This window comes from Chitinophaga sp. ARDCPP14 (assembly GCF_051362515.1).
Classification (GTDB): domain Bacteria; phylum Bacteroidota; class Bacteroidia; order Chitinophagales; family Chitinophagaceae; genus Chitinophaga.
Genome location: NZ_JBKIXB010000002.1, coordinates 353884 through 379648 on the forward strand (window position 1 = coordinate 353884; position 25765 = coordinate 379648).

At 46.2% G+C, this 25765-nt stretch carries 27 protein-coding genes; 9 read left to right on the top strand and 18 right to left on the bottom strand.

Annotated features, from left to right (window positions below; all coding sequences use genetic code 11):
• The first annotated feature begins 92 nt into the window (after nucleotides 1–92).
• Nucleotides 93–863: an inositol monophosphatase family protein gene (locus tag ACLHR0_RS06045; RefSeq protein ID WP_436485355.1), complete on the top strand. Its 771-nt coding sequence runs from the start codon at nucleotides 93–95 to the stop codon at nucleotides 861–863.
• An 11-nt stretch (nucleotides 864–874) separates the two neighbouring features.
• The gene (gene thiL / locus ACLHR0_RS06050) at nucleotides 875–1909 is read left to right on the top strand and encodes a thiamine-phosphate kinase (RefSeq protein WP_370908609.1); all 1035 of its coding nucleotides are present in this window, start codon (nucleotides 875–877) and stop codon (nucleotides 1907–1909) included.
• A 249-nt stretch (nucleotides 1910–2158) separates the two neighbouring features.
• Here the strand turns inward: thiL and ACLHR0_RS06055 are convergent, their stop codons facing one another.
• The 16 genes from ACLHR0_RS06055 to ACLHR0_RS06130 all read right to left on the bottom strand — a co-directional run bounded on the left by ACLHR0_RS06055 (nucleotide 2159) and on the right by ACLHR0_RS06130 (nucleotide 20182).
• A complete protein-coding gene (locus ACLHR0_RS06055; protein WP_436485357.1) occupies nucleotides 2159–3838 on the bottom strand; it encodes an ArnT family glycosyltransferase in 1680 nt (559 codons plus the stop codon).
• A gap of 40 nt (nucleotides 3839–3878) precedes the next feature.
• Nucleotides 3879–4976 carry an N-acetylglucosamine-6-phosphate deacetylase gene (gene nagA, locus ACLHR0_RS06060; RefSeq protein WP_436485359.1) on the bottom strand — a complete coding sequence of 366 codons (1098 nt, stop codon included), beginning with the start codon at nucleotides 4974–4976 and terminating at the stop codon, nucleotides 3879–3881.
• A 21-nt stretch (nucleotides 4977–4997) separates the two neighbouring features.
• Nucleotides 4998–5387: a VOC family protein gene (locus tag ACLHR0_RS06065; protein WP_370908612.1), complete on the bottom strand. Its 390-nt coding sequence runs from the start codon at nucleotides 5385–5387 to the stop codon at nucleotides 4998–5000.
• Nucleotides 5388–5417: 30 nt separating this feature from the next.
• Nucleotides 5418–6221, bottom strand: coding sequence for an amidohydrolase (locus ACLHR0_RS06070; protein ID WP_429042613.1), 804 nt, complete (start codon nucleotides 6219–6221; stop codon nucleotides 5418–5420).
• A gap of 65 nt (nucleotides 6222–6286) precedes the next feature.
• A complete protein-coding gene (locus ACLHR0_RS06075) occupies nucleotides 6287–6745 on the bottom strand; it encodes a regulatory protein RecX (protein ID WP_429042615.1) in 459 nt (152 codons plus the stop codon).
• A gap of 5 nt (nucleotides 6746–6750) precedes the next feature.
• Nucleotides 6751–9078 carry an ATP-dependent helicase gene (locus ACLHR0_RS06080; protein WP_370908615.1) on the bottom strand — a complete coding sequence of 776 codons (2328 nt, stop codon included), beginning with the start codon at nucleotides 9076–9078 and terminating at the stop codon, nucleotides 6751–6753.
• Nucleotides 9079–9392: 314 nt separating this feature from the next.
• On the bottom strand, nucleotides 9393–10463 hold the full coding sequence (locus tag ACLHR0_RS06085; RefSeq protein ID WP_429042620.1) for a fatty acid desaturase family protein: 1071 nt from the start codon (nucleotides 10461–10463) through the stop codon (nucleotides 9393–9395).
• 379 nt (nucleotides 10464–10842) lie between these two features.
• On the bottom strand, nucleotides 10843–11343 hold the full coding sequence (locus tag ACLHR0_RS06090; RefSeq protein WP_079471211.1) for an RNA polymerase sigma factor: 501 nt from the start codon (nucleotides 11341–11343) through the stop codon (nucleotides 10843–10845).
• Nucleotides 11344–11629: 286 nt separating this feature from the next.
• Nucleotides 11630–12166, bottom strand: a complete 537-nt coding sequence (locus tag ACLHR0_RS06095) for an HdeD family acid-resistance protein (RefSeq protein WP_370908618.1) — start codon at nucleotides 12164–12166, stop codon at nucleotides 11630–11632.
• 402 nt (nucleotides 12167–12568) lie between these two features.
• A complete protein-coding gene (locus ACLHR0_RS06100) occupies nucleotides 12569–14080 on the bottom strand; it encodes a M28 family peptidase (RefSeq protein WP_436485363.1) in 1512 nt (503 codons plus the stop codon).
• A gap of 128 nt (nucleotides 14081–14208) precedes the next feature.
• On the bottom strand, nucleotides 14209–14664 hold the full coding sequence (gene rpiB / locus ACLHR0_RS06105) for a ribose 5-phosphate isomerase B (protein ID WP_370908620.1): 456 nt from the start codon (nucleotides 14662–14664) through the stop codon (nucleotides 14209–14211).
• 30 nt (nucleotides 14665–14694) lie between these two features.
• The gene (gene tatC / locus ACLHR0_RS06110; protein ID WP_370908621.1) at nucleotides 14695–15552 is read right to left on the bottom strand and encodes a twin-arginine translocase subunit TatC; all 858 of its coding nucleotides are present in this window, start codon (nucleotides 15550–15552) and stop codon (nucleotides 14695–14697) included.
• Between the two features lie 619 nt (nucleotides 15553–16171).
• Nucleotides 16172–17443, bottom strand: coding sequence for a hemolysin family protein (locus ACLHR0_RS06115; RefSeq protein WP_370908622.1), 1272 nt, complete (start codon nucleotides 17441–17443; stop codon nucleotides 16172–16174).
• A gap of 42 nt (nucleotides 17444–17485) precedes the next feature.
• On the bottom strand, nucleotides 17486–18055 hold the full coding sequence (gmk, locus tag ACLHR0_RS06120; protein WP_370908623.1) for a guanylate kinase: 570 nt from the start codon (nucleotides 18053–18055) through the stop codon (nucleotides 17486–17488).
• 100 nt (nucleotides 18056–18155) lie between these two features.
• Nucleotides 18156–19466 carry a UDP-N-acetylglucosamine 1-carboxyvinyltransferase gene (gene murA / locus ACLHR0_RS06125; RefSeq protein ID WP_079471218.1) on the bottom strand — a complete coding sequence of 437 codons (1311 nt, stop codon included), beginning with the start codon at nucleotides 19464–19466 and terminating at the stop codon, nucleotides 18156–18158.
• Entirely contained in the window at nucleotides 19463–20182 is a 720-nt protein-coding gene (locus tag ACLHR0_RS06130; RefSeq protein ID WP_436485367.1) for a DUF4290 domain-containing protein, read from the bottom strand. Before ACLHR0_RS06130 ends, murA begins: the two co-directional genes overlap by 4 nt.
• 142 nt (nucleotides 20183–20324) lie before the next feature.
• Between ACLHR0_RS06130 and ACLHR0_RS06135 the strand changes: the two genes are divergently transcribed.
• Both ACLHR0_RS06135 and ACLHR0_RS06140 read left to right on the top strand, forming a co-directional pair.
• Nucleotides 20325–21077, top strand: coding sequence for an SDR family NAD(P)-dependent oxidoreductase (locus ACLHR0_RS06135; RefSeq protein ID WP_436485369.1), 753 nt, complete (start codon nucleotides 20325–20327; stop codon nucleotides 21075–21077).
• Nucleotides 21078–21186: 109 nt separating this feature from the next.
• Nucleotides 21187–21894, top strand: a complete 708-nt coding sequence (locus tag ACLHR0_RS06140; RefSeq protein ID WP_429042632.1) for an alpha/beta fold hydrolase — start codon at nucleotides 21187–21189, stop codon at nucleotides 21892–21894.
• Between the two features lie 7 nt (nucleotides 21895–21901).
• On the opposite strand, the gene ACLHR0_RS06145 is transcribed toward ACLHR0_RS06140, so the two are convergent.
• On the bottom strand, nucleotides 21902–22831 hold the full coding sequence (locus ACLHR0_RS06145; protein WP_429042634.1) for a tryptophan 2,3-dioxygenase family protein: 930 nt from the start codon (nucleotides 22829–22831) through the stop codon (nucleotides 21902–21904).
• Between the two features lie 63 nt (nucleotides 22832–22894).
• Entirely contained in the window at nucleotides 22895–23362 is a 468-nt protein-coding gene (locus ACLHR0_RS06150; RefSeq protein WP_079471223.1) for an Lrp/AsnC ligand binding domain-containing protein, read from the bottom strand.
• Between the two features lie 447 nt (nucleotides 23363–23809).
• Between ACLHR0_RS06150 and ACLHR0_RS06155 the strand changes: the two genes are divergently transcribed.
• The 5 genes from ACLHR0_RS06155 to ACLHR0_RS06175 all read left to right on the top strand — a co-directional run bounded on the left by ACLHR0_RS06155 (nucleotide 23810) and on the right by ACLHR0_RS06175 (nucleotide 25724).
• Nucleotides 23810–24256 carry a DUF6934 family protein gene (locus ACLHR0_RS06155; RefSeq protein WP_436485372.1) on the top strand — a complete coding sequence of 149 codons (447 nt, stop codon included), beginning with the start codon at nucleotides 23810–23812 and terminating at the stop codon, nucleotides 24254–24256.
• Nucleotides 24257–24265: 9 nt separating this feature from the next.
• Entirely contained in the window at nucleotides 24266–24430 is a 165-nt protein-coding gene (locus tag ACLHR0_RS06160) for a hypothetical protein (protein WP_436485374.1), read from the top strand.
• Nucleotides 24431–24492: 62 nt separating this feature from the next.
• A complete protein-coding gene (gene trmB, locus ACLHR0_RS06165; protein WP_370908628.1) occupies nucleotides 24493–25200 on the top strand; it encodes a tRNA (guanosine(46)-N7)-methyltransferase TrmB in 708 nt (235 codons plus the stop codon).
• The gene (locus ACLHR0_RS06170; RefSeq protein ID WP_370908629.1) at nucleotides 25172–25375 is read left to right on the top strand and encodes a DUF5522 domain-containing protein; all 204 of its coding nucleotides are present in this window, start codon (nucleotides 25172–25174) and stop codon (nucleotides 25373–25375) included. Before trmB ends, ACLHR0_RS06170 begins: the two co-directional genes overlap by 29 nt.
• A complete protein-coding gene (locus ACLHR0_RS06175; protein WP_436485377.1) occupies nucleotides 25302–25724 on the top strand; it encodes an MGMT family protein in 423 nt (140 codons plus the stop codon). Before ACLHR0_RS06170 ends, ACLHR0_RS06175 begins: the two co-directional genes overlap by 74 nt.
• Nucleotides 25725–25765: the final 41 nt, after the last annotated feature.

The window sequence follows — 25765 nt, forward strand, 5'->3', positions numbered from 1 at the left end:
TATCATTAAGTCATCTATACATATAAAATATCCAAAACATGTAGGTTATAATTCGCAATTCATAATTCGTAATTCGTAATTACCTTTGCGGCATGTTAAAAACAACTTTACTCAAAGCTACTGAAGACAGCGGAAAAATACTGCAACAATATTTCAACGGTCCTTTCGAGGTGAGCAGTAAAAGTACGGTTAACGACCTGGTAACAGAAGTGGATAAAAAGTCTGAAACCGCTATCATCAATATTATCAGGGAAACTTATCCTGATCATTTTATCCTGAGTGAAGAAGTGGGCGAGATGAAGACGGATTCTTCCGTGAAATGGATCATTGACCCGATCGACGGAACCGTTAACTACGCCAATGGCATTCCCATCTGTTGTGTATCCATAGGCGTGGAAAAAGACGGGGAAATGATACTGGGAGCGGTATACAACCCTTTTATGAACGAGTTTTTCCTGGCAGAAAAAGGGCAGGGAGCTACGCTGAATGGTAAACCGATCCAGGTTTCTACCAAAGCCAATGTGTCAACCTCCTGCCTGGTAACAGGTTTTGCCTATCAATGGCAGGATAGTGCCAACAATCCCTTACAGGTACTTGAGCGCGTTATTAAGGAGGGCATTCCTGTTCGCAGGCTGGGGTCTGCAGCCATAGATCTCTGCTGGGTGGCCTGCGGCCGCTTTGATGGATTTTATGAACACCATCTCCAGGCATGGGATTCTGCCGCCGGCTATCTCATTGTAGAAGAAGCGGGTGGAAAGGTAACAGACTTTTCAGGCAACCGTTACTCCCCCTATCAGAAAGAAATACTGGCCACCAACGGTCATATCCATAGCGCATTACAAGATCTTGTTAACGGTAAATAAGTATTGGGAAGATGGAACAGGAAAGAACTGAAATACAGGACCTGGGAGAATTCGGATTGATCGAATATCTCACCAGGAACATAGAAATACAAAACGCCAGCACCGTATTAGGTGTGGGCGATGATGCAGCCGTGATCGATCACTTCGGTAAACAAACGGTAATCAGCACCGATATGCTGGTGGAAGGCATTCACTTCGACCTGATGTACACACCACTGAAACATCTCGGGTATAAATCGGTAGTGGTGAACCTGTCAGACATCTACGCGATGAACGCCACGCCTACGCAGATCACGGTGAGCATTGCTTTCTCCAACCGTTTCTCCCTGGAAGCGCTCAATGAATTCTACGAAGGCGTGTATGCTGCCTGCGAGAAATACGGCGTAGACCTGGTTGGCGGCGATACCAGCAACTCACAAAAAGGTTTTATTATCAGCGTTACCGCCATCGGCGAAGTAACCCCCGACCAGTTCGTAAAACGGTCGACCGCAGAAAAGGGCGACCTGCTCTGCGTTACCGGCGACCTTGGCGCGGCCTACCTCGGTCTTACACTCCTGGAAAGAGAGAAGAAGATATACCTGGAAAGCCCGGAAGTAAAGCCCGACCTGGAAGACCAGACCTACATCATTGGCCGCCAGCTGAAGCCGGAAGCCCGTAAGGATATTATCGAATTCCTGCAGCAGGAAGACATTAAGCCTTCTTCCATGATGGATGTAAGCGATGGTCTCAGCTCTGAAATACTGCATATCGCCAAACAGAGTAACCTGGGCGTTATCGTGTATGAAGAAAAGATCCCTATCGCCCAGGAAAGCAAGGAAATAGCCATGAAATTTGGCCTGGACCCCACTGCCTGCGCGCTAAGTGGCGGTGAAGACTACGAACTGCTCTTTACCATGAAGCAAGCAGACTACGACAAAATTGTACTCAATGAGCAGATCAGTGTGATCGGCTACATGACCGATATCACCGAAGGAGCACACATCCTCACCAAAGGAGGCAACAAGTACAAACTGGTGGCACAGGGCTGGAACGCGTTCCAGCAGTAAGCGGAGGGACCGCCTTCGGCGGTTGTAAATTGTCTTGGAGCAGGATTACGCTGATTTTACTGATTAGCTTGATTTTTATTCTTTGGATTTTATTAGATTTTAGAAATATTAAGGGAGATACGAGCGAATATATCCGCTTATATCTCCCTTAATCTATTAAAATCAAAAGTGATCAAATCAAGCTAATCAGTAAAATCAGCGTAATCCTGCTCCAAGACAATTTACAACCGCCGAAGGCGGTCAGCTGCATTACTTCTCAACAATCACGGGTATCACCGGGCTGTTGTGTGTGGGCGGCATGTCGCCGGCAAACACGGAGAACTTCAGCTGGTATTTGCCCGGTTTATCGGGCATCACCACTTCCAGGTTGATGAGGCGTCGCAGCACGGCCCGTTCCAGGGTCATGGAGGATTTCACCGGTGGCAGGGATTCGTCTTTGGCCATGAACCCGTAGCCCAGTACCGGTTCGTTGGTCCTGTCGAGCCGGATGGGCTGGTGGTAGCCATTGGTAGGTTGCAGGATCACATTTACATGTTCACCACGTTTTGCCCGGATACTTTTCAGTGCGGGTTTCAACTGTATCAGTGAGTAAGAATAATAATCAGATTGAATGTAGTAGTCCCAGGTGCCATGAATAGTTTTAAGGCTATCTGTGATTGGAATTCCTGTGCCGGGATCAGATACCACCATTACGGGCTTACCCCATAGTTGTGTTTCAGTGTCCCAGAAATTATACTGGCTCCTGCGGGCATAGCGGCTGTTAAGGCTGTAGGAAAGCTGCCCGGTATAAAACATGTACTTCGACGGACGTTGGTAGCTGTTCACAAAAACCACTGGTCTACCTTGTGCGCGGGCGGCTACCTGTGCCGTCCATTCCTTGTTATGATGGATTTCAGGTCTTATCTCCACTCCCGGCATAAAATCCCAGACCATGTATACCCGCACCAGGAGTACCAGCAGCAACGTAACCGGCAAAGTATACAACAACCATTTCTGCGACCAGCCTTTCCGTACAATGGCCTGATGCGCCAGTATTACTACCGGGGTAAAGAGCATCACCGTCCAGTTGGCTTCCACCCTGCCTTTGAAGGTGCTGAGCAGGAAAAAGGACAATACGCCGATCACGCAAAATTTCAGGGCGCGTTCGAAGGAGTTGGTGATGGGGCTGCGGAAGGCATAATACAGTATGAGCCAGCCCAGTAAAGGACCGAATAATAAGAGTTGCCCGCCGAGATAATCGAGCGAGTAACTAATATCATAGGAAGATGCGTTCCTGTCTACCAGGTGATATTGCAGCGAAGGGAAACCGTGGGTATATTGCCAGTAAATATGCGGCAGGAACAACACCGTGGTGAGCACGCAGGCCACATAAAACTTAAATACTTTTAACAGGTTTACGTTGGATAAAACAGTGAAGAACACCAGCAGGATGCCGTGGTATTTACTGTAAAACATCAGTGTCATGGAAATACCCAGCAGCAGGGTGTTTCTCCAGGTTTGCTCATTTACAAAATTGCGGTAGACCCAGAAAAATACTGCGGCAAAAAAGATCAGGGGAACATCCGGCACTGCCAGTATGCCGCCGATCTGCATGGCGCCCATAGATCCGATGAGCAGGTAAAAGAGTTTATTGTCTTTTGAAGCAATCAGTTTGGCGGTAATCCAGAGGGTGAGTGTGTTTACCACAACAATGAGCAGCCTCACTCCCAGTTCATTATGAAAGATCCCGTACCCGATTTTGATCAGCAGCGCAATCATAGGCGGATGATCAAAGTAGCCCCAGTCCATGTGGCGTGAATACACCCAGTAATAGGCTTCATCATCCCACAGCTCAGAAAAGCAGGCCTGTAACAGGCCCAGTACCAGCCAGGAGAGCAGGAACAAATTTTTATACCGGTCTTTTTTCAGAAAGCGAGTTAGTGCGCTCATGCGGATATACAGTATTATTAATCCTGCGAAGATAGGGCTATTAACAGTATACTGTAGTTTCCCAGTTAGAGTCGATGGCTACCAATGCTGCGTCATAGCCTACCGCAATACGGCCCAATGCCTGTTCACGGCCAATTGCGCGGGCCGGATACAGTGATGCCATACGTAAAGCTTCCTCCAGCGGAATGCCCACCTGTTCCACACAATTGCGGACAGCTTTGGTCATGGTGAGCCGTGAGCCGGACAAAACACCCGAGGCGCTTACATAGCGATCCGTCTCTTTAATATACACATACCCGCCTTCTTTATTCTCCTCCACTGCATCTGTAATCAGGAACAGGCGTTCTTTCATGATCTTTTTGCTGATCCTGATGGAGGCAAAGTCCACATGTACACCATCTGCGACGATGCTGGCGGATACCCGGGGGTGATCATAAATGGCGCCCACCAGGCCGGGAGCACGGCTTTCCAGCGGCGACATGGCATTAAAAAGATGCGTAGCATGATGAATACCGCTGTCAAACGACGTATAGGCCTGCGCGTAAGTAGCGTTGCTATGTCCGGCAAATATCACGATACCGGCTGCCTCCAGCTGCCTTACCAGTTCGGGATCACAGCATTCCGGCGCCAGGGTCATGATCTTCACCACATCACGGCCGTTTTCCAGGATCCAGTTAATATCTTCCTGGGTAGGGGAATGAATATATTGTTCGAGGTGTGCGCCTTTTTTCTTCGGGTTGATAAAAGGCCCTTCCAGGTGCAGTCCCAGCACGCCTTGCCCGCCCTGCTCCCAATACGCCTTCACTGCATTCATGGCCTCCAGCATAATTTCGGGGCTGATGGTTGCCACGGTGGGCATGATCCAGGCGGCGCCGCCACCTTTGCTGTAAGCCACAGTGGCCGCCAGGGAGGTAACCGAAGGATACATGGAAAACACGTGGCTGTTGCCTCCGTAGATCTGCAGATCTATAAAAGCCGGGGCCAGCAGGCCTCCTTTCAGGTCTGTTTCGCTGCCGGTTGTTTTCCATTCTGAAGAAGGAACAATGCTGGTAATTTTCCCTCCTTGTGTAATCACTGCATGATCATCCAATATCTCTTCCCCGGTAAAGATCCGGGCATTGATGTAGGCAACAGACATAGCAATAAAATTTTACGGGTGTTAAATGACTTCGTATAACTCTAAAGGCAAACCGTCGGGGTCTGCAAAAAAGGTGAATCGTTGTTGGGTATGCGGATCAATGCGTAGTGGTTCGGTAGTCACGCCTTTCTGCTGCAGTTGTGCAACGGCGGCTTCGATGTCGGCCACTGCGAAAGCGAGGTGGCGAAGCCCGCATGCCTCCGGGTGGCTTGGCCGTGGCGGCGGGTCCGGGAAAGAAAACAGCTCAATAATGTACTGGTTGCCCAGTGCCAGGTCCAGCTTCCAGGAATCCCGTTCTTCCCGGTATACTTCGCGTATTACCTGCAGGCCCAGCACATCGGTATAAAATGTTTTACTCCGGGAGTAATCTGCACAAATAACCGCGATGTGATGGACTGCCTGTAACAACATATAAAAATATCTTTAGTTAGAACGTTGCTATTATCCTTTTGGGAGAATAGTAAATGCGTCGGCATCTTTCAGGAAAGGAATGTTCTTCCTCACTTCTTCCAGCCGCTCACGTTTAAGAGTATACGTAAATATGTCTTCATCGTGCGATTTGCGGTAAATGATTTCTCCCATCGGATCAATCAAACTGGTTTCCCCGCTGTGATAAATATTGTTGCCGTCGTTGCCTACCCGGTTTACACCGATGGCAAAAGCCTGGTTTTCAATAGCGCGGGCCTGCAACAGGGTAGTCCAGGCAGTTTTACGCCTCTCCGGCCAGTTGGCTACATACACCAGCAGATCGTAAGCTGGTTCGTTAGTATCCGGCTGGATGGTATTGCGCGACCATACCGGGAAACGCATATCAAAACAGATGTTCAGATTGATTTTCCAGCCCTTCACCTGCGCAATAAGGCGCTTATCTCCGGGCGTGTAGTGTTCGTGTTCACCTGCATAACCAAACAGGTGGCGCTTATCATAAGTGCCGTAAGTGCCATTGGGCAGCATCCAGACCAGGCGGTTCAGGTATTCTCCGTTTTCCTCGATAATCAGGCTGCCGGTGATGATGATATTCTTCTCCGCCGCCTTCTTCTTCATCCACTGTACTGCGGTTCCATCCATTGTTTCAGCCAGCTGCGCTGACTGCATACTGAAGCCGGTGCTGAACATTTCGGGTAAAAATACCACTTCGGTCCTCTCCTTTATGCTGTTGATTTTCTCATCAAACATACGCAGGTTGGCTTCCTTGTCTTCCCAATGCAATTGGGCTTGTATGAGTGTTACTATCAGATCTGACATTATCGGTTATTGTGATCACAAAATTACGGCCTGACGGGTTAGAAACTTTTCAAATTATTGCCCGCTTAAGCCTCGTTCTTTGCGATTTGTTCAAGTGCTTCGTTGATGAGGTCTGGTTCAAAACCTCTTTGAAGGAGATATTGCATGGCCTTATACCTGCGCTTCATGGCTGTTTCTCCTTTGAGCGACTGGTATTTTTTCTCTGCCAGCTTGTGAAGTACTGCGATGTAATCATCGTCATCAATTTCCTCCATTCCTTTTTTGATGCAGTAGGCAGATACCTGTTTCTGCTTCAGCTCCATCATAATTTTTTTGCGCCCCCATTGCTTGATCCGGAATTTGCCGCCGGCGTAGGCTTTGGCAAACCTTTCCTCGTTGAGAAAATTTTCAGCGATGAGCTCAGCAATGGCTTCGTCTACTTCCTCTCCCCTCAGGCCCAGCTCCAGGCATTTGTATTTTGTTTCCTGGTGGCTCCGTTCCTGGTAGGCACAAAACTGCCGGAGTTTTAACATCGCGGTTTTCATGTCACTTATCTTACTATTCTCAGCTTGGCGTAGTTCAGCATAATTTTCTTTTCACCGCCGCCTTTAGGGAAGTTGATGGTAGCAATCCTGTTGTTAGGTGCTCCTTCCAATGCTGCGATGATACCAAATCCAAATTTCTGATGCTCTACCTGCATACCGGGCTCCATGCCGGCCGGATCGTCCGGGGCAAAATCAGCGGAAGGTACGTGGGTAGTGGCGGGAGAAAAGGTGGGTTTGGCAGCGGGCTTCTGTGCCACCGGCTGCGACGGTTGCGACGGCGCCTTTTTCCGGTCGAACATATTATTGCTGTTGCTCCATCCGGAGGTGCTGCCACCGCCGAAAGCGTTGCGTACGCTGCCTCCGCCGGCATAGCTGCGGTCAATGAATTTCTCCGGCATTTCTTCAAGGAAACGGCTCGGTTCATTCTGCACCAGGTTACCAAAGCGGTAACGGCTATTGGCGTATGTGAGCCATAAGCGTGCCTTTGCGCGGGTAATGGCTACATAAAACAGTCTTCTTTCCTCTTCCAGTTCTTCCCGGGTGTTGATAGACATGCCACTGGGGAACAATGTTTCTTCCAGCCCTACGGTGAATACCACCGGGAATTCCAGTCCTTTTGCGGCGTGGATGGTCATCAGTTTCACCACATCGCTGTTTTCATCGCTGCCCTGGTCGGCATCTGTGAGGAGGGTGATTTGCTGAAGATAAGAACCCATGCTTTTATCAAGCAGCTCTCCTTCTTCATCGGGGGTTTCTGTAAACTCTTTGATGGAGTTTAAGAGTTCCTGCACGTTTTCATAACGGGCAAGCCCCTCCGTAGTTTTATCGTTAAACAGTTCTTTTACAATGTTGGTAGATTTACCCACCGCAACGGCCACATCATAGGCGTTGTGCGAGGTGAGCATTGCCTGGAAGCTTTTGATCATGATTACAAATGCTTCTATGGCTTCTACGGTACCGCCTTTAAAGCCGAACTCCCTGGCCCTTTCCAGTACTTCCCACATGGTGATATTGTGTTCATTGCTGAGCACAATGGTTTTTTCGATGGTGGTTTTACCAATACCGCGAACGGGGTAGTTGATGATCCTTTTCAGGCTTTCTTCATCGCGGGTATTCATAGTAATGCGCAGGTAAGCCACGTAGTCTTTGATTTCCTTACGCTGGTAGAAAGACAGGCCCCCAAAGATGCGGTATGGAATGGCTTTACGGCGCAGGCTTTCTTCAAAGGAGCGGCTCTGGGCGTTGGTGCGGTACAGGATAACAAAGTCGCGGTTATCATAATGATTCCGCAGTTTCTGTTCCGAAATAGTATCCGCAACAAATTTACCTTCTTCGTTGTCGGTCATGGTGCGTACCAGTTTGATGGTATCGCCTTCGGTGTTATCTGTCCAGAGGTTTTTTTCTATCTGTCCTTTGTTATGTGCAATTACTTCATTGGCTACATTGAGTATGGACTTGGTGCTGCGGTAGTTTTGTTCCAGTTTTACCACTTTCACATCATCATAATCCTTTTCAAACTGGAGGATATTTTCGATGGTAGCGCCGCGGAAGGAGTAGATACTCTGGGCATCATCTCCCACTACGCAAATATTTTCATTAACAGCGCCGAGTAATTTGATGATTTCGTACTGGGCAGGGTTGGTATCCTGGTACTCATCGATCATGATGTATTTGAACTTGTGCTGGTATTTATGCAGTACTTCCGGGAATGTTTTGAGGAGGATATACATTTTAAACAACAGGTCGTCGAAGTCCATTGCGCCGTTTTTAAACGTGCGTTTGGCGTACATGTCGTAAATTTTGCCGATCAGCGGCCTGTTGGCGCGCATATCTTCCTGTTGTACCAGGTTATCCAACTGGTATTCGTCCGGTCCCATGAGGCTGTTTTTGGCAGCTGAGATGCGGTTATAAACGAAGTTGGGTTTATAGTGTTTATCATCGAGATTCAGCTCGTTGATAATGGTTTTGATAACGCTTTTGGCGTCGTCGGTATCGTAGATGGTAAAGTCGTTGGGATAGCCGAGCCGGTGTGCTTCTGCACGCAGGAGGCGGGCAAATACGGAGTGGAAGGTACCGATGTAAAGGTTACGGGCTTCGCTGCCACCGAGGATCTTTTCCACACGTTCCTTCATTTCCCGGGCAGCCTTATTGGTAAAGGTGAGGGATAAAATATTAAACGCATCCACGCCATTCCGCATCAGGTGTGCGATACGGGTGGTGAGCACCTTCGTTTTTCCCGAACCGGCGCCCGCTACAATCATCAAAGGGCCGTTGATATGTATTACTGCTTCCCGCTGTTGTTCGTTAAGCTCGTCTAAATAATTTGCCTTCATCACGACTGCTGTTTATATTTTATATGTAGAAAAGATATAGTATTTCTGAAGGGTGTAAAAGTACGAAAAAGGCGGAGAATAGAATCGCCTCCGGTGATGCGTATTTTGTCTTGGCTCAGGATTACGCTGATTTTACTGATTAGCTGGATTTTTACTTTTGGATTTATAAAGGATTAAGGGAGATAGAAGCGGATATCCGCTCTTATCTCCCTTAATTATTAATTATTATTAAATCAAAAAATCTAAAAAAATCTAAAAGTAAAAATCCAGCTAATCAGTAAAATCAGCGTAATCCTGAGCCAAGACAACCTCCGCTACGGTTTCGCGCCGAGCGCTTTCATGAAGCGGAAGTGCGATACTACTGCTCCCTGCATGGTAGGGATGGAATTGTAAGTAAGGTTATGTTCTGCGCATTTGGCGGCCACAATTTTGCTGAGGGCCGGGTAATGCACATGGCTGATCCTTGGGAACAGGTGATGTTCTACCTGGTAATTCAGACCACCTACAAACCAGGAAATGACTTTATGCCCCGGTGCGAAGTTGGCAGTGGTTTTGATCTGGTGAATAGCCCATTCGTTTTCGATCAGTTTGGCATCTTCGCCCACTGCTTCAAATTCGGTTTCTTCCACCACGTGAGCCAGTTGGAATACGATGGCGAGGGTGAAGCCCATTACCACGTGCATTACTGCGAAGCCGATGGCCCAGGCCTGCCAGCCTACCAATACGATGGGTAAAGCGATATAAAACGCCAGGTATAATACCTTGCTGCCCCAGAACACCATGTGGTCGGTTAATTTCATGGGTTGCAGCGGGGTAGTATATACTTTCCGGCTCAGGTATTTCACAAAATCCATGATAAATACCCATGCGAAAGAAGATATAGCGTATACCAGTACTACGTAAATGTGCTGGATCCGGTGCATGGGCACCCATTTCTGGGAGCTGCACTGTCTCATGAGCGGGCTTTTGGCGATATCATCATCCAGGCCGTCTACGTTGGTGTAAGTATGGTGAATGATATTGTGTTTCTGTTTCCAGATGAAAGCGTTGCCGCCCAATGCGTTAAGGGTAAGACCGAGGGTGTCGTTTACTTTGCTGTTGGTAGAGTAACTGCCGTGACATGCGTCATGCATTACATTAAACCCGATACTTGCCAGTACAAACCCCAGCAAAGCGCATAAAGTTACCGAGAGCATGGCCGGCATCGATATAAATAATACCGAAAGGTACAGCCCTACTGCTACCGGAATAAGGACAGCGGTTTTTATATATAGTTTCCAGTTACCTGTTTTCTGAATGTTGTTTGATTTGAAATAGTCCTCTACAGCGGATTTGAGTGCTGGAAAGAATAAGGCATTCTTGTTGTTGAAAGTTACTTTAGGCATAAAAAAATAAGCATTGTTGTTGCCGGGCGTACAGTTTAGTTGTAGAGAAACCGGAAAAAAATTGAAAAGTCTACGCTAATAAACGGCTTTTAAACCGGTTTTTATATATTTCCCCCGATAATAAATGGTTATTTAACAAAGATTTGTGCTTATAGAGGGGATTGGAAGCAGGGGGATGACAATCGGAGGAAAAATGGGGATAACAGAAGTTCACAAACAGGCTACAGCAATAACCGGTTATCTGCCGGGGGCAGACAATAAAACACACAAACAACAACACCTGCTACGGGGTATTAGCAGCGTCTTCAATGGTCACACTGAGGGTTTGCAGACTTCTGTTATCCAAGTCTGATGATACTATTGTAAGATTAACGAGCGGCTAATGCCTTGTGATACGCGTCTTCAGCATTTTCCGGGCAAAGTGGATACGGCTTTTTACCGTACCCAATGGTTCATTGAGTATAGCTGCAATTTCATAATACTTATAGCCTTCAAAATACAACAGGAATGGTTGCTTAAAAATAACCGGCAGATTATACACTGCCATCTGCACGTCTTTCACCCGCAGGTCTGATTCCGCGAAGTTTCCGATGGCAGAAGGCTGGTGGCTCAACAGGTAATCTCCTACTGCATTATCCAGTAACCGGTATTGGCGGTTACCGCGACGATAATTATTAATGAAGATATTTCTCATGATCGTATATAGCCAGGCGCGGATGTTAGTGCCGGCGAGATACTTATCACGATTAGACAGTGCTCTGAATAAGGTTTCCTGGTAAAGATCTTTTGCGGATTCAGAGTCTTTAGTCAATGTTACAGCATATGGCCGCAGGAAATCGGCATTTCCGAGTAATAAGTTATTAAATTCGGTGGATGACATAACGGTTAACTTTAAAGTATTCACAATTAGCTAGAACAACAGCCTGTAAATGGGCCGGGAGAAATAGCATCTGGGGTACCGCGGGTCTCCTTCCGGCGGATACTACCGGCACCTGCCACGCTAATTTAAAAGGGAGGTATCAACACCCTGATAAACGGCAGCAACAGGTGCCCTAGTCAGGTGTTGTGACAATCATAAAGAACGGTTTTAGTTAAAGAATAAGCTTGCATAAATGGGGTGCTTTAAAAAATAGTAAATCAGGGTATTATATTCTTCAATTATATAGCTATCGTTTAATGCTTCGCAGTCTGAATGATAGTAAAATGAGCATGATTCCTGTGAAAATTGCGTATATCCCAAAGATCCAGGTAAGTGTAACGGCGGCAGCCACGGGGTTTGCGACGAGGAGAATCCCAAAGATAATGGTCAGCAAACCGCCCGCAATATACCAGCCCTCACCTGTTATCACCTTCCTTAACCTGATGGCAATGATCAGCTCAAACAGGCCTGCCAGCGCAGCCCAGAAAGCAACCAGGTAAATGAGTGCAGCGCCGGTAGCAAAAGGATTGTAAAAAGTGAGGATACCTAATATAACGCCCAGCAGGCCCGAAAGCAGGAAAATACCCCAGTTCTCGTTCGTTTTCCTGGCTGCTATTGCACCTGCCACAGCAAAAAGGCCGGCAATAAAAAGATATGCGCCTAAGAAAACGATCAATGTGGTAAAAGTAGCACCAGGCCAACCTACGGCCAGTACTCCCAAAACGAGGGCGAAAGTTCCTCTTAATAAAAAGAGCCACCAGTAAGCGTTATAAAAATCAGGCATGCATTCTCAGTTTTAGGTTTCCACTACGAGTGCTGTATTATGGCAGGGTGTACCATTGCGCGCTATGAGCATTTCCGTTTCTCAACATTCTGAACAACCAGGATTATTAGCTACAAATACTTCAATGCATTAACTAGGTGTTTCCGTCGTAAAACAATCAGGACACAAGGGTGCTCGCCTTGTGGGATAGTATTTTATAAAAACAGAAAGGTGGCAGGTGTTTCCATACTGTAAGTTATATGGTTAATAATCGCCTCAACTACTTGTAACTTGATTCACCTGTTCATTTAAAAAAAGAGTCTATACACAATTTAAAAAAATTTGTTAAAAAAAACAAAAAGGATTTAGCCGGTACATCCATACCGGAATCAGGGATTTTTTGGAAGATTTAAGCTTATTGGTTTATTTTTCGTGCCGGTCGACCACCAGTTTCTGCTCGCGGTTGGCAATTTCCCAGGCGGTGTAAAAAACCAGGCGGGCCCTTTTTGCCAGCAGGTCGTAGCTGATCTTCTCCACAGTATCTGTTGGGGCATGATAATCAGCATGTGTGCCATTAAAATAAAAAATGATGGGAATGCCATGCTGCGCAAACATATAGTGATCGGAGCGGTAGTAGAATCCTTCCGGATCGTTGGGGTCGTTATATTTATAATCCAGTTTAAGATGGGTATATGTATCATTGGCTTTTTCATTAACCGGCCGCAATTCAGAGCTGAGTTTGTTATCGCCGATTATATACACATAGTTTGTATCTTTTTCATGTGCAGGATCAATGCGTCCTATCATGTCAATGTTCAGATCGGTTACGGTGTTGGTCAACGGGTAAACGGGATGCTCGGTATAATACTGGGAGCCTAGCAATCCTTTTTCCTCGCCGGATACGGTCATGAATACCATACTTCTCCGCGGACCGTTGCCGGCTTTTTTGGCGCGTGCAAAAGCGGCGGCAATTTCTATCACAGCGCTGGTACCTGATCCGTCGTCGTCTGCGCCATAAAAAATTTCGTCGTCTTTTTTACCAAGATGATCATAGTGGGCAGTCACAAAAACAACTTCCTCTTTTTTATCGGTGCCTTCCAGGTAAGCCAGTACATTGGAGGGTTGCAAAACGGTAGCTGCTTTATCAAAAACAAGATGAACCGGTATTTGCGTAACCGGCGATGGCTTCCAGCCCCTGTTTATTTCTTCGAGGAGATTATCGCCTTTATCGGTACGGAGTATATCGGCGGCCAGAGCCGGGGTGATGTAATAAATATTTGGATTCCAGGAGGTATCTTTTTGCCAGTAAAGTCCGGTGGTATGGAGTTTTTTCTGCTCCAGGGAGCGGTATCTGCCGGCAGCGGGGCTGATGATCAGTAAGGCAGCCACGCCTTTATTTTTCGCGGTGCTGATCCTCTCGTCGAGGCTGCGGCGGTCCCGTTGCAATCCTTTCCTGACATCATCCCTGATCATCACTACCTGGCCTTTTACGTCCATGTTTTCATAATCATTGTGATCTGCCGTAACTACACCTGCATCTGCATAAAATACGCGGGATACGCGTAGATCCTGTTTGTTGCCGGAGCGGAGATCCGCGAGAAAGTCCTGTGCAAATAAATATGTTTTATTACCTACGGTGATAGTGCTTTTGAGCAAACTATCTGAATAGATGGGATAATATTGTTCCCATTTCCCATGGGCGCCGGGCTGAAGTCCTGCGGCCGAGAACTGGCTGATGATATAGGCTGCAGCCCTCTCCTGTCCTCTTGTGGCGGTTTCCCTTCCTTCCATTTCCGGGCCTGCAATAATGTGCAGTTGCCGGCTAAGACCGGCGGCGGTAATGGTTTCACCATATTCTGCAGCCACCCCGTTATTGGTTTGTGCCTGCGCAATATTCATCAGCAACAGTAAGGCGACAGCAAACAGAACTCTCATGGAGTAATTTTTTATAGTCAGATTCACATGAATATTAAATAAAAAGAGCCGGTTGGAAGCCGGCTCTTTAATATTACTACAATTTCGTGTATTCGTTACAGTAAAAAATGATATATGGCTTTAAACCGTTACAGGCAAACCATTTTACGTACGCGGTCCTGGTGGCGGCCACCTTCAAACGGCGTACCCATAAACACTTCTACCATTTGATTGGCTGCAGGAATATCCACAAAACGGGCAGGGATACACAACACATTTGCGTTGTTGTGTGAACGTGCCAGCCGCGCCAGTTCTTCTCCCCAGCAGATGGCAGCACGGATACCCTGGTGTTTGTTGGCGGTAATAGCCACCCCGTTGGCGCTGCCGCAAATAAGAATACCGAAGGCCGCTTGTTCCCTTTCTACTGCTGTAGACACCGGGTGCGCATAATCAGGATAATCCACAGAATCTTTCGAGTGGGTGCCGTAATCCTTTACCTGCAGGCCTTTCGACTCCAGGAAAGAAATTACTTCTTCTTTATATTCATATCCTGCATGATCAGAACCGATAGCCACGGGCAATGTCAGGTTAAATATATTTTCCATTTTCAATATCTTATTAACTGTTAGAGATAATTAAGACCACTCTTCCACATCTGTTTTAGCCATCTTGTCTTCACGATCTTTCAGCGCCTTTTTCGATATAAAGATACTGATTTCATACAGACAGTATAAGGGTACAAATACGATCAGCTGATCTATCAGATCCGGCGGCGTAATTACTGCAGCCAGGATCAGGATCACCACGATGGCATGACGCCTGTAAGCTTTGAGGAAATCCGGTGTGAGGATGCCCAGTTTGGTGAGGAAAAATACGAGGATGGGCAATTCAAACAGGATCCCCATACCCAGTACGATCTGTGTCATCAGATCAAAGTAATCATCTATAAAAAACTGGTTTACAGCTTTTGCCGTAACAGTATAGGAAGCGAGGAAGTTGATGGTGAAGGGCGCCATCAGGAAATAGGCGAATCCGATACCGAGGAAAAACTGAAAAGATACCCAGAAGATCACGCCTCTTGCTCCTTTCAGTTCTCTTTCTTTCAGCGCTGGTTTTACGAAGCGCCAGAACTCCCAGAAAATGTACGGAAAGGCGCAAATAAAGCCGATCATGAACGCCAGTTTAAATTGCAGCATAATCTGCCCCACCATCTTATAATTCAAAAACTGGACCTTTACAGGCGTAATACAGAGCCGGTCGCCCATGCCTATCCAATGGCTGATTTTACATAGTATCACGTAAGAAGGGAAGTCGGCGTTGGTAGGTCCAAAAATTACGTTGTCCAGGATTTCCTCTGTATATAAAAAGCCGAATACGCTGAATGCAACAAGTGCCAGGGCCGATCTGACAAGGTGCCACCGGAGATCTTCGAGGTGGTCGAAAAAAGACATCTCTGCCTTATCCTCATTGCTTGCGAATAATTTCTTTAACATACTTTATACGGTCGAACGATGTTGAATACAGTTTCTTATTAAGGATCACAAATATAGCGGTTGCATACTACAAATTACAGTGTGCAGCCATAAAGTACCCTATTTTAATATTGCTTTAATCGAAGGTGGTGACTATGCCAATGGCATGTACGTAAAAAGAAAAAATCAGGAAGAAGAAAAAGAAGAAAAGCGTAGGAGCAGTTGGGAGAAAAAAAAGAGCCAGCCCGAGAAGAATCAAGAGCCGGCCTTTCATCCATTGTTTGTTAACCCCAAAAAAGTTGAATTCGAGAATGTCTTTAGCTTCCAGTTATGCTACTTACCTAATTGATGGCAAGCGTTCAGAATAAGTAAGAATCCCTGGTTGCGTTTTATATTGTAATACAAAAATAACAAGAATTATTTTATTATCAATGTTGGAACACTTTTTTTACAACCTTTTAACAAAAATCAAATCATTGTGTTACATCATCTGGAGCAAATGTATACAATCCGTGTTAAATTCCTACTACTTTTTTTAAAAACGTTTTAGCAAAATTGTTATTGTATCGTTAACCATTACATTACGGAAATAATTATATCATATTAATATCAGATAAGTCAACCGATTTAACGGTAACCCTTATACTAACATCTTCATCTTCACCATTTCGATCCTGGTATCCGTAACATTCAGAATATCAAACTCATAATCATCGATTATAATGCGTTCCTTGATCTTTGGAATGGTTTCGTGATGGTTGATAATGTATCCGGACAATGTTTCACTTTCATCTTCCGGAAAGTCCAGTCCATATCGCTCATTCAAGTAATCAAGCTCTAATCTTCCGGAAAAAATATATTCTTTTTCAGCGATCTGCTTTTCTACAAATTCTTCTTCATCGTGTTCATCCTTGATTTCTCCGAAAATTTCTTCCAGTACATCTTCAATGGTTACGATACCTGCCGTTCCTCCGAACTCATCTACTACCCAGGCAATGCTCTTACGTTCTTTGTTAAACTTGCTGAGCAGGTCAATAGCGCTCATTGTTTCCGGTACCGCCAATATGGGATGAATGATGCTTTTAATATCAGGCGGGCTCTTAAACATATCCAACTGGTGGATGTAGCCCAGGATGTTATCAATGGAACCTTCGTAAATAATGATCTTAGATAGCTTGGTGTCCATAAATTTACTCCGGGCATCACTGAGTGGCCGGTGTATTTCGAGCGCTTCTATTTCCTTGCGGGGAATCAGGCAACCACGGATTTTTACATGTGCAAGTGACAAAGCATTTTCAAACAGCTCTGTATTCAGCTCCTGGTTATTTTCCCCGAAGTGCTGTTGCGACTGCCGGATAAAATGTTCTACATCCACGCGGGTGAAGGATTCACCATTTTCCACGATACGGACGTTGAACAAATATTTCAGCATCCATTCGGAGATCGAAGCGAGTACATTACCGATCACATACAATGGCTTGGCCACTAAGGAAACGGGCAGTGCAAAGAAACTGAGCAGTGCTTCGGGTCTTGACCGGAAAATTGCCCTTGGAATAAAAAAGCCAAGGAATAATACCAGCAGGGTGGCCAGTATTATTTCAACGAAAATAATAAAGGGTTGAATGCTGGCGGAATCAGGCGTCCGCATAATAGTGTCCAGCGCCGGCTGAAATACGCCTGCCACGAGGATCCCATAAACAACTATGGTGATCGTGAATCCTACCAGGCTGGTAGCCAGGAAGCGACTGGGGTTTTCATTCAGACTGGCCAGTATTTTGCCAGTAGCCCTGCCTTGCTTTTTTTTGAGCTCAATGCTAAGTTTGTTAACATTGGCAAAGGCAGCTTCGATACCTGAAAAGAAGCCTGCCAGCAATACCAGGAAAACCAAAATAATTATTGTGTATCCATCCATCCTAACAAAAATAACGAATTAGGAAAACCAACGATCACGTCGCTATTTTATATTTAAAAAATCTGTCACCAGTTTTTTTACTTCTTCATAGGCGTGCTCCAGTTCGTCGTTCACCACAATCTGGTCAAATTCATGGGAAAACGACAGCTCATAGCGTGCTTTGGCGAGCCGTTCGTCCAGTGAGGACTGTGATTCCGTTCCTCTTTCACTGAGCCGGACGCGCAAGGCATCTAACGAGGGGGGCTGTATGAAAATAGTGAGTGCGTTGTCGTGATATTTTTCTTTGATAGATAATGCGCCCTTTACATCGATGTCCACCATCGGGATCTGGTTGTTGTTCCAGATACGCTCCAGTTCACTTTTCAGGGTTCCGTAATATTTACCGGCATACACCATTTCATATTCTGCGAAGGCGTTTTCTTCAATCCGCTGATGAAATTCATCGGAGGACAGGAAGTAGTAGTCTTTTCCGTGTACTTCGCTGGCACGCGGGGTGCGGGTGCTGGCGGAAATCGAAAAGGACAGTACCGGCATGTTAGCCAGCAGTTTTTTCACGATGGTGGTTTTACCGGCGCCTGAAGGAGCGGTAACGATGATGATCTTTCTTTCCATTATTAATTACAATCAAGGTAGCGGTTACTTCAAATGCAAAACCCAAAAACCAGTAAAATGTTTTGCTGGTATTTGGGTTTGATGAAGTATGAACAACTGTTTATACTCTCTTTATGTCTGCTCCCAGCTTTCTCAACCTTTCGTCGATGTACTGGTAGCCACGGTCTATCTGGTCAATGTTCTGAATGGTGCTCTTTCCTTCTGCGCTGAGTGCAGCGATCAGCAGGGATACCCCGGCGCGGATATCGGGAGATGACATGGTGATTCCGCGCAGGTTGTGCTGGCGGCCCAAACCGATTACCACTGCACGGTGCGGATCGCATAATACGATCTGTGCGCCCATGTCTATCAGTTTATCCACGAAAAACAGGCGGCTTTCAAACATCTTCTGATGGATCATCACGCTGCCTTTTGCCTGTGTGGCTACTACCAGCACAATACTGAGCAGGTCCGGTGTAAACCCGGGCCAGGGATGATCAGAAATGGTAAGAATGGAGCCATCGAGGAATGTCTGGATTTCGTAGGAGTCCTGCGAAGGAATATAAATATCGTTTCCCCTGATTTCCAGTTGGATACCTAGCTGACGGAATTTTTCCGGGATGATACCCAGGTTATCTACACCTGCATTCTTAATAGTGATTTCGCTTTGCGTCATGGCGGCCAGGCCAATGAAGGAGCCTATTTCGATCATATCCGGGAGCATGCTGTGTTCGCAGCCGCCAAGATATTTCACGCCTTCAATGGTGAGGAGGTTGGAGCCTACTCCGCTGATGCGGGCGCCCATGCGGTTCAGCATTTTACACAGCTGCTGGAGATATGGTTCGCAGGCAGCGTTGTAAATAGTGGTGGTTCCTTCGGCCATTACCGCTGCCATTACAATATTGGCAGTACCGGTAACGCTTGGCTCATCCAGCAGCATATAAGTGCCTTTGAGCCCTCCGGAAGATTCCAGGCGGAAGTAGTTATCATCCGCATCATATACAAACCTGGCTCCCAGTTTCTCGAACCCGATGATATGGGTATCCAGTCTGCGGCGGCCTATTTTATCGCCACCGGGTTTTGGGATGAAGGCGCGTCCGAACCTTGCCAGCAGCGGACCTGCAATCATCACCGAGCCACGGAGACGGCCGGATTTCTTTTTAAACTCAGGGCTTTCCAGGTATTTCAGGTCTACTGCATCTGCCTGAAATTCGCAGGTATCCCTGCTGATACGATTCAATTTTACGCCAGCATCTCCTAACAGCTCTATCAGCAGATTTACATCTACTATATCCGGAATATTGGTGATAGTAACCTTTTCGGGGGTTAGCATCACAGCACTGATGATTTGTAAAGCTTCGTTTTTGGCACCCTGGGGTATAATTTCTCCCTTTAAGCGGTTGCCGCCTCTTACTTCAAAAGCACTACTCACTTGTTCCTGTTTTTGTTGTATTTGTTATTGTGCTTATTGTTATTATCCCGGCTTTTGCTGCCGCCACTGCCGCTATTGCTGCTTTTGAACTTGTTTTGCTGGAAGTTTTTGCGCTTACTGGAGCGGAACTGGTCGGCTGCGCCTGCTACGTTACCGCTTGGTACAAAGCTTACAGGGGCTGGAATATGGGCAGCATGGCCCGGGTGGAATTCCAGCTGGTTGTCTGTAATAGCCAGTAATTCTGCCTTGATGGCATCATCGTGTACACTTTCCTTATGCCAGTTACTGTAGGCCAGTTTCATATAGTTACCGATGCATTGGGTAAATCCTTCCTTTTTTTCGGGATTATCTTCGTGTACGGCTTTGTCAATGATCATTTCCAGGTTTTTACCGAAGTGACGGTTCCTGGGATATTTCTTTGGATAAGGAAGTCTGTCGGGTTTGGCCCTGAGCTTTTCAATAGTGGGGATTGGATAGGGTGATTCCACCTTCAGGTTAAAGCCGGAGATATTAAAAATATGATCCCATAATTTATGCCTGAAGTCTTCCACATTGCGTAAATGCGGGTTCAGCGTACCCATCAGCTCTATTACAGCCATAGCATTACGCTGGCGCTCTTCGTCGTCTTCTATGGTTACCAGGTACTCCACCATTTTCTGGATATTCCTGCCATATTCCTTCATTATCAGGTAATTGCGCGTGGTATTGTATTCCATTACTAGTATTTAAAAAAACATGATTTGATGATGGGACATCTTAAGTGAAGAAAATTAATCGGCAACATCTATGCAAACATAATAAAAAAATATGAGGAACATTTCATTGGGCTGTATTGTTTATTAGAGCAAAAACATTGTTATGGACCAATTGAAAAACAAGGTAGCGCTGGTTACTGGCGCGGGTTCCGGCATTGGTAAATGTGTAGCGGAGCTGTATGCCGCCAATGGCGCGGCTGTGGTGATCAGTGATATTGATGAAAAGGGTGGAAAAGCCGTGGCAGACGGGATCAACAGCAAAGGAGGCAGGGCCATCTTTGTAAAATCGGATAGCAGTAGCCCGGCCGACTGTGAGCAACTGGTGTCCAAAACCCTGGCGGAGTTCAAACAGCTGGATATTGCCTGTAATAATGCCGGTATTGGCGGAGCAGCAGCGCCCACGGGTGAGTATAAGCTGGAGGAGTGGCAAAAAGTTATTAACATAAATCTCAATGGCGTTTTTTATGGCATGCGCTACCAGTTGCCGGTGATGGAAAAAGCCGGTAGCGGTGTAATTGTGAACATGGCCTCCATACTTGGAGCGGTAGGTTTCGCAGGGTCCTGTGCTTATGTGGCGGCCAAACATGGCGTGGTAGGGCTTACCCAGGCGGCGGCAGTGGAATATTCCGCCAAAGGCGTCCGGGTAAATGCGGTAGGACCGGGATTTATTGAAACCCCATTATTAACCAAACATCTGAGCCAGCAGGAGATGCAGGCACTTGTGGGTTTGCATCCCATAGGCCGGCTGGGCAAGCCGGAAGAGGTTGCAGAACTGGTATTATGGCTCAGTTCTCCGCAATCCTCTTTCGTAACCGGCAGCTACTATCCCATCGATGGAGCATACCTGGCCAGATGATTTGGTTATGTTGTTTTTTGGGTATTTCAGGGAGATAAAAAATAGCTATCTCCCTGAAAAATTCAAATAATCAAACAGGCAAATCCAAAATGTTTGCTAGTTTTAGTCAATGCAAACACATAAACTCCCCATACTTTTTTTACATGGCGCACTGGGCGCCTCTTCCCAATTTGAACCGCTGGCTAAGGAAATGTCTGACCATTACGATGTGCACCTGATTAATTTCAGCGGGCACGGCGATGTGCCTTTTTCGGAGCAGGGGTTCAGTATCCAGGTATTTGCGGCGGAAGTATTATCCTATCTTGAAACCCATCAACTCGACTTTGTACACATTTTCGGATACAGCATGGGTGGTTATGTAGCCATGTACCTGGCGCGGCATTACCCGGAAAAGACCGGGCGCGTGATTACGCTGGCCACCAAGTTTAACTGGAACGAGGCTACTGCAGGAAAAGAGATACGGCAGCTGAATCCGGATTTAATTGAAGAGAAGGTGCCGGCTTTTGCCAGGGTGCTGGAAGCCCGGCATACTGCCAGCGACTGGAAAACCGTGGTGACGCGCACGGCACAGCTGATAGAGGAACTGGGGCATCAGTCGCTGCTGAAGCCAGCCGATTATGCCCGGGTAGTAACCCCTTGTATGCTGATGATGGGCGACCGGGACAACATGGTGTCTTTCCATGAAACCATTGAGGTGTACAGTGGCCTTCCGCTGGCGCAGTTAACGGTGATGCCGGATACGGCACATCCACTGGAAAAAGCGGATGTACCGTTACTGGCTTATTATTTAAGAAGATTTACCACGCAGGATATCTGACGGCGTTTTACTCGCCCATAGCAATTTTACCCCAGTTGTTGAGTTCTTCTTCCGTCCATAGTTCGGGGAAGAAAACGATGCGTTTATTTTTTGGAGGCAGGAATTGCTGCCAGTTGGTGCCTCCGGTGGCGGCAATGTCTTCCGGCCTTTTATGCAGGTATCTTACCGCGGATTTGTAGTGCATCAGCGGCCAGCGTACGTTTACATTGAGATCGTACTCCTTTAACAGGGGGATTAATTCCGTTTGTTCCGCGGGGGAGAGCTTTTTATAGCTGGCCAGCAGGTTACTGTCTTTGTACTCAGTGGCCAGTTTCAGGAAGGTATCCATATATTTCAGTTCAAACTGGCGGAGGGTAAGCGTTTTTTTACCTGTAGCCAGTTCGGTGGCGCCGCTTCTCCAGTAGATTTTGTCCAGCACGTCTTTCAGTTCCTGGCCTTCCACTTCCGGGCGCTGGGGTTCGTATACCAGGTTGTTTAGCCGGGTAGAGCAGATCTCGATCATGCGGAATTGTCCGCTCTGGAAGCCACTGGCAGGTAACAGCGCCATGCGGAATTGCAGGAACTGTTCCTTGTCCATCCCATCTACCATTATTTCAAATGAGCTGATAAGACTGTGGAAATAGTTGTTGATCCTTTTAAGCTGGGTTTTAAATATCTCAGCTGACAGTACAGGTGCAAGGCTGATTTGTTCGATTGCCTGCAACGATAATTTCAAATACAATTCCGTGATCTGGTGATAGATGATGAATATTCTTTCATCAGGAATTGGTGTGCGTGGATGTTGCAGATTAAGCAATACATCAAGCTGAATATAATCCCAATAAGTGAGGTAGTCCGCGTACAGAAGGCCATCCAGGTAGGATGACAGGTTCTGGCCCATGGCGGCATACTTTTCTTCCAGCCGTTGAATTTTTTCGGCGATTTCTGTTGTAACCATGGCGAAAATTAATAATTAAGAATGAAATAGCAACAGGGTAAGCCTTTCATCCTTAAAAACTAATTATTCTACCACGTTAATTGTTCTGTAAAAGCTTTCTTCCAGGGAAATCAGGGTTTCAGTTCTCTCAATGCCTTTAATTTTCTGCAGTTCATCGTGGAGGATACGGCGGAGCTGGGTGATATCTTTACAGATAATTTCTGCAAACATGCTGTAACTGCCCGTTGTATAGTTAAGGCGTACCATTTCGGGTATTTTCCTTAATTCCTTGGCTACCGTGTCGTACATGGAGCTTTTTTCCAGATAAATGCCGATAAAAGCGATCACATCATAGCCGATCATTTTTAAATCTACATGTAATTTAGTACCTTTAACTACACCCAGTTCTTGTAATTTCTTCATTCTCACGTGGATAGTCCCGCCGGAAACGAACAATTTCTTCCCCAGGTCGGCGTAGGAGATCTCAGCATTAGACATCATCTCGCTGATAATCTGCAAATCTAGTTTGTCAATATTCAAATTGTGGCTCATTTTTACAATTTGTTTTTGATTGTTTTAAAGTTATATGCAAATATTTAAAAAATATCGAAAATTCCAAAATTCTTCTTAAAAAATTTGCAAGAAAGTCACCTTCTCTTTAGATTTGCATCATAATCATTACGAAAACGGCTCACGGAAAGCAACAGCTGGTAACGATTCAAACACATTGTGGGATGATGAAATTGGCAGACATGCCCTCTTGTCTCGAGGGTGGGGATCACAGGATAAACGTAGTATAATTGGGTTGACCACTAATCTTACTTGTGCTACAGCTAACTGCCCCGTGGAGGTTCGACTCCTCCTCCTACAGCTTAATTGGTTTAAAGAGCTCGTAAGTTATCATGCTTACGGGCTTTTTTTATTGGGGAATGCGCATTTAGGTTCTATTAACACATTAGTTGTTATCCCATAGTACATTAGAGGCCATTGTTTTTTTAAATGAAGTATGATACTTATCAGCTGTTACAGGCATCAGCAGACCTGCGCATCTTTACTTTTACCAGTATTGGCCCGAATGGAAACATTATAAAGCAGTTGGAGTTCCAGGAAACGATAATACCGGGCATATACAATCTTTGCCTAAGCGATATCAGTGAAACAGGCGATTCCGACGATGAAAATGTGACCAATAACAACGACAGAAACCTTGTTCTTGCTACTGTAGCCGGTCTTGTGGACATCTATCTGGAAAGAAATCCCAATCACTGGATACTTATCGAGGGAAGTACATTATCAAGAATAAGATTATATAGAATGGCCATAGGAGTTAACTTTGACGAATTATCTGCCAGGTTTGATATCTATACACAGCGGGATGGAAAATTAATTCCCTTTAAAAAGAATATGCCTGCTGAAAACTTTATTATTCGTTTAAAAAACACCTAACTTTAAAATATGAACAAGAAGAAAATGAAACTTCACAGTGCGCTACTCAATAAAGAGATAACAGTCGTTATCAGCAGCTCATTGCGCAGCCTTCAATCCAATGAACTGAATATCAACAAATTAGCCAAGGCAAATAAACGCCTCAGCGAATTGAAAGAGTTCCCCGGAAAGTAAACTTCTTCCGCTCCCCTCCTGATCCATTTATATTTTCTTCTTTCGGCTTACTTTTGCGGCAAATGGGACAAAAAAAATTACAACGATTTGCTGAAATCGAAACCTTCCCCAATGTATTGATATACCCGGAAGGTATGCAGGGAAAGTGGAATGAATTCTTCAAAAACAGCCACCCTGTTACATTAGAGTTGGCCTGTGGCAAAGGAGATTATACCCTGGGCATGGCCCGGCTGTTTCCTGATCAGAATTTTCTGGGTGTGGACCTCAAGGGCAACCGCATCTGGAGAGGCGCCAAAACCGCGCTGGAAGAACCGCTGCCAAACGCGGCCTTCTTACGTACACAAATAGATAAGCTCCCTAATTATTTTGCGCCGGGAGAAATAAAGGACATCTGGATTACCTTTCCGGACCCCTTCCTGCGCAATTCCAAGTCGAAGAAAAGGTTAACGCATCCTAAATTCCTGCAGCTATTCCAGCCGTTGCTGGCGCCGGGAGCCACCATCAACCTGAAAACGGACTCCCCGCAGCTGTATGCTTTCACGCAGGAAGTAATTGCCGCGGCCGGATGCACCCTGATAGAAGATATTCCTGATGTATATGCATTACCGGAAGTACCGCCGTTGCTGAAGATCCAGACCTTTTATGAAGGCATGCACCTCGCCGATGGCAGAACGATCCGTTATCTCAAATTTCAATTGCCTGCTGCACCGTTGAACTGGCAAAGCATTAAACTGCCTTCCGATGAAGCAACCGTTGGTGGAGAAGATTGATTTTTACTATAATGCCCAGGGCTATATGGTATTTACCGAAAAATTCCACCTCGACCGGGGCTTCTGTTGTGGCAATGGCTGTAAGCACTGTCCTTTTAATTATGAAAAAGTACCCGAACCCGAAAGATCAGCACTCCTTGCCCGTCGCAGGGACGAAGGAAAAGAAAGCCGCTGAGCCGGTTTCTTTTTTTGAAACGGTTTTTAAAATTGCACGTACCATACCGCGCGGCAGGGTAACCTCCTATGGCGCCATTGCCGACGCTTCCGGTTTAAAACTCACCGGCCGTATGGTAGGCTGGGCAATGAATGCAGCCGGCAGCGCCAAACCGGCTGTTCCCGCGCATCGTGTGGTAAACAGCAAAGGAGAACTCAGCGGCCGGAGTCATTTTGCCACCCCTACCCTGATGCAGGAACTACTGGAACAGGAAGGTGTAATTGTAAAAGAAGATAAAATAGAAAATTTTAAAGCCGTATTTTGGGACCCGGGACAACCTTTAAAAAGGGGCAGTAAAAAGAAAGGATAAATTTTTATTCAACATCCGGACCGGGTGCAGCGCTACTTTTC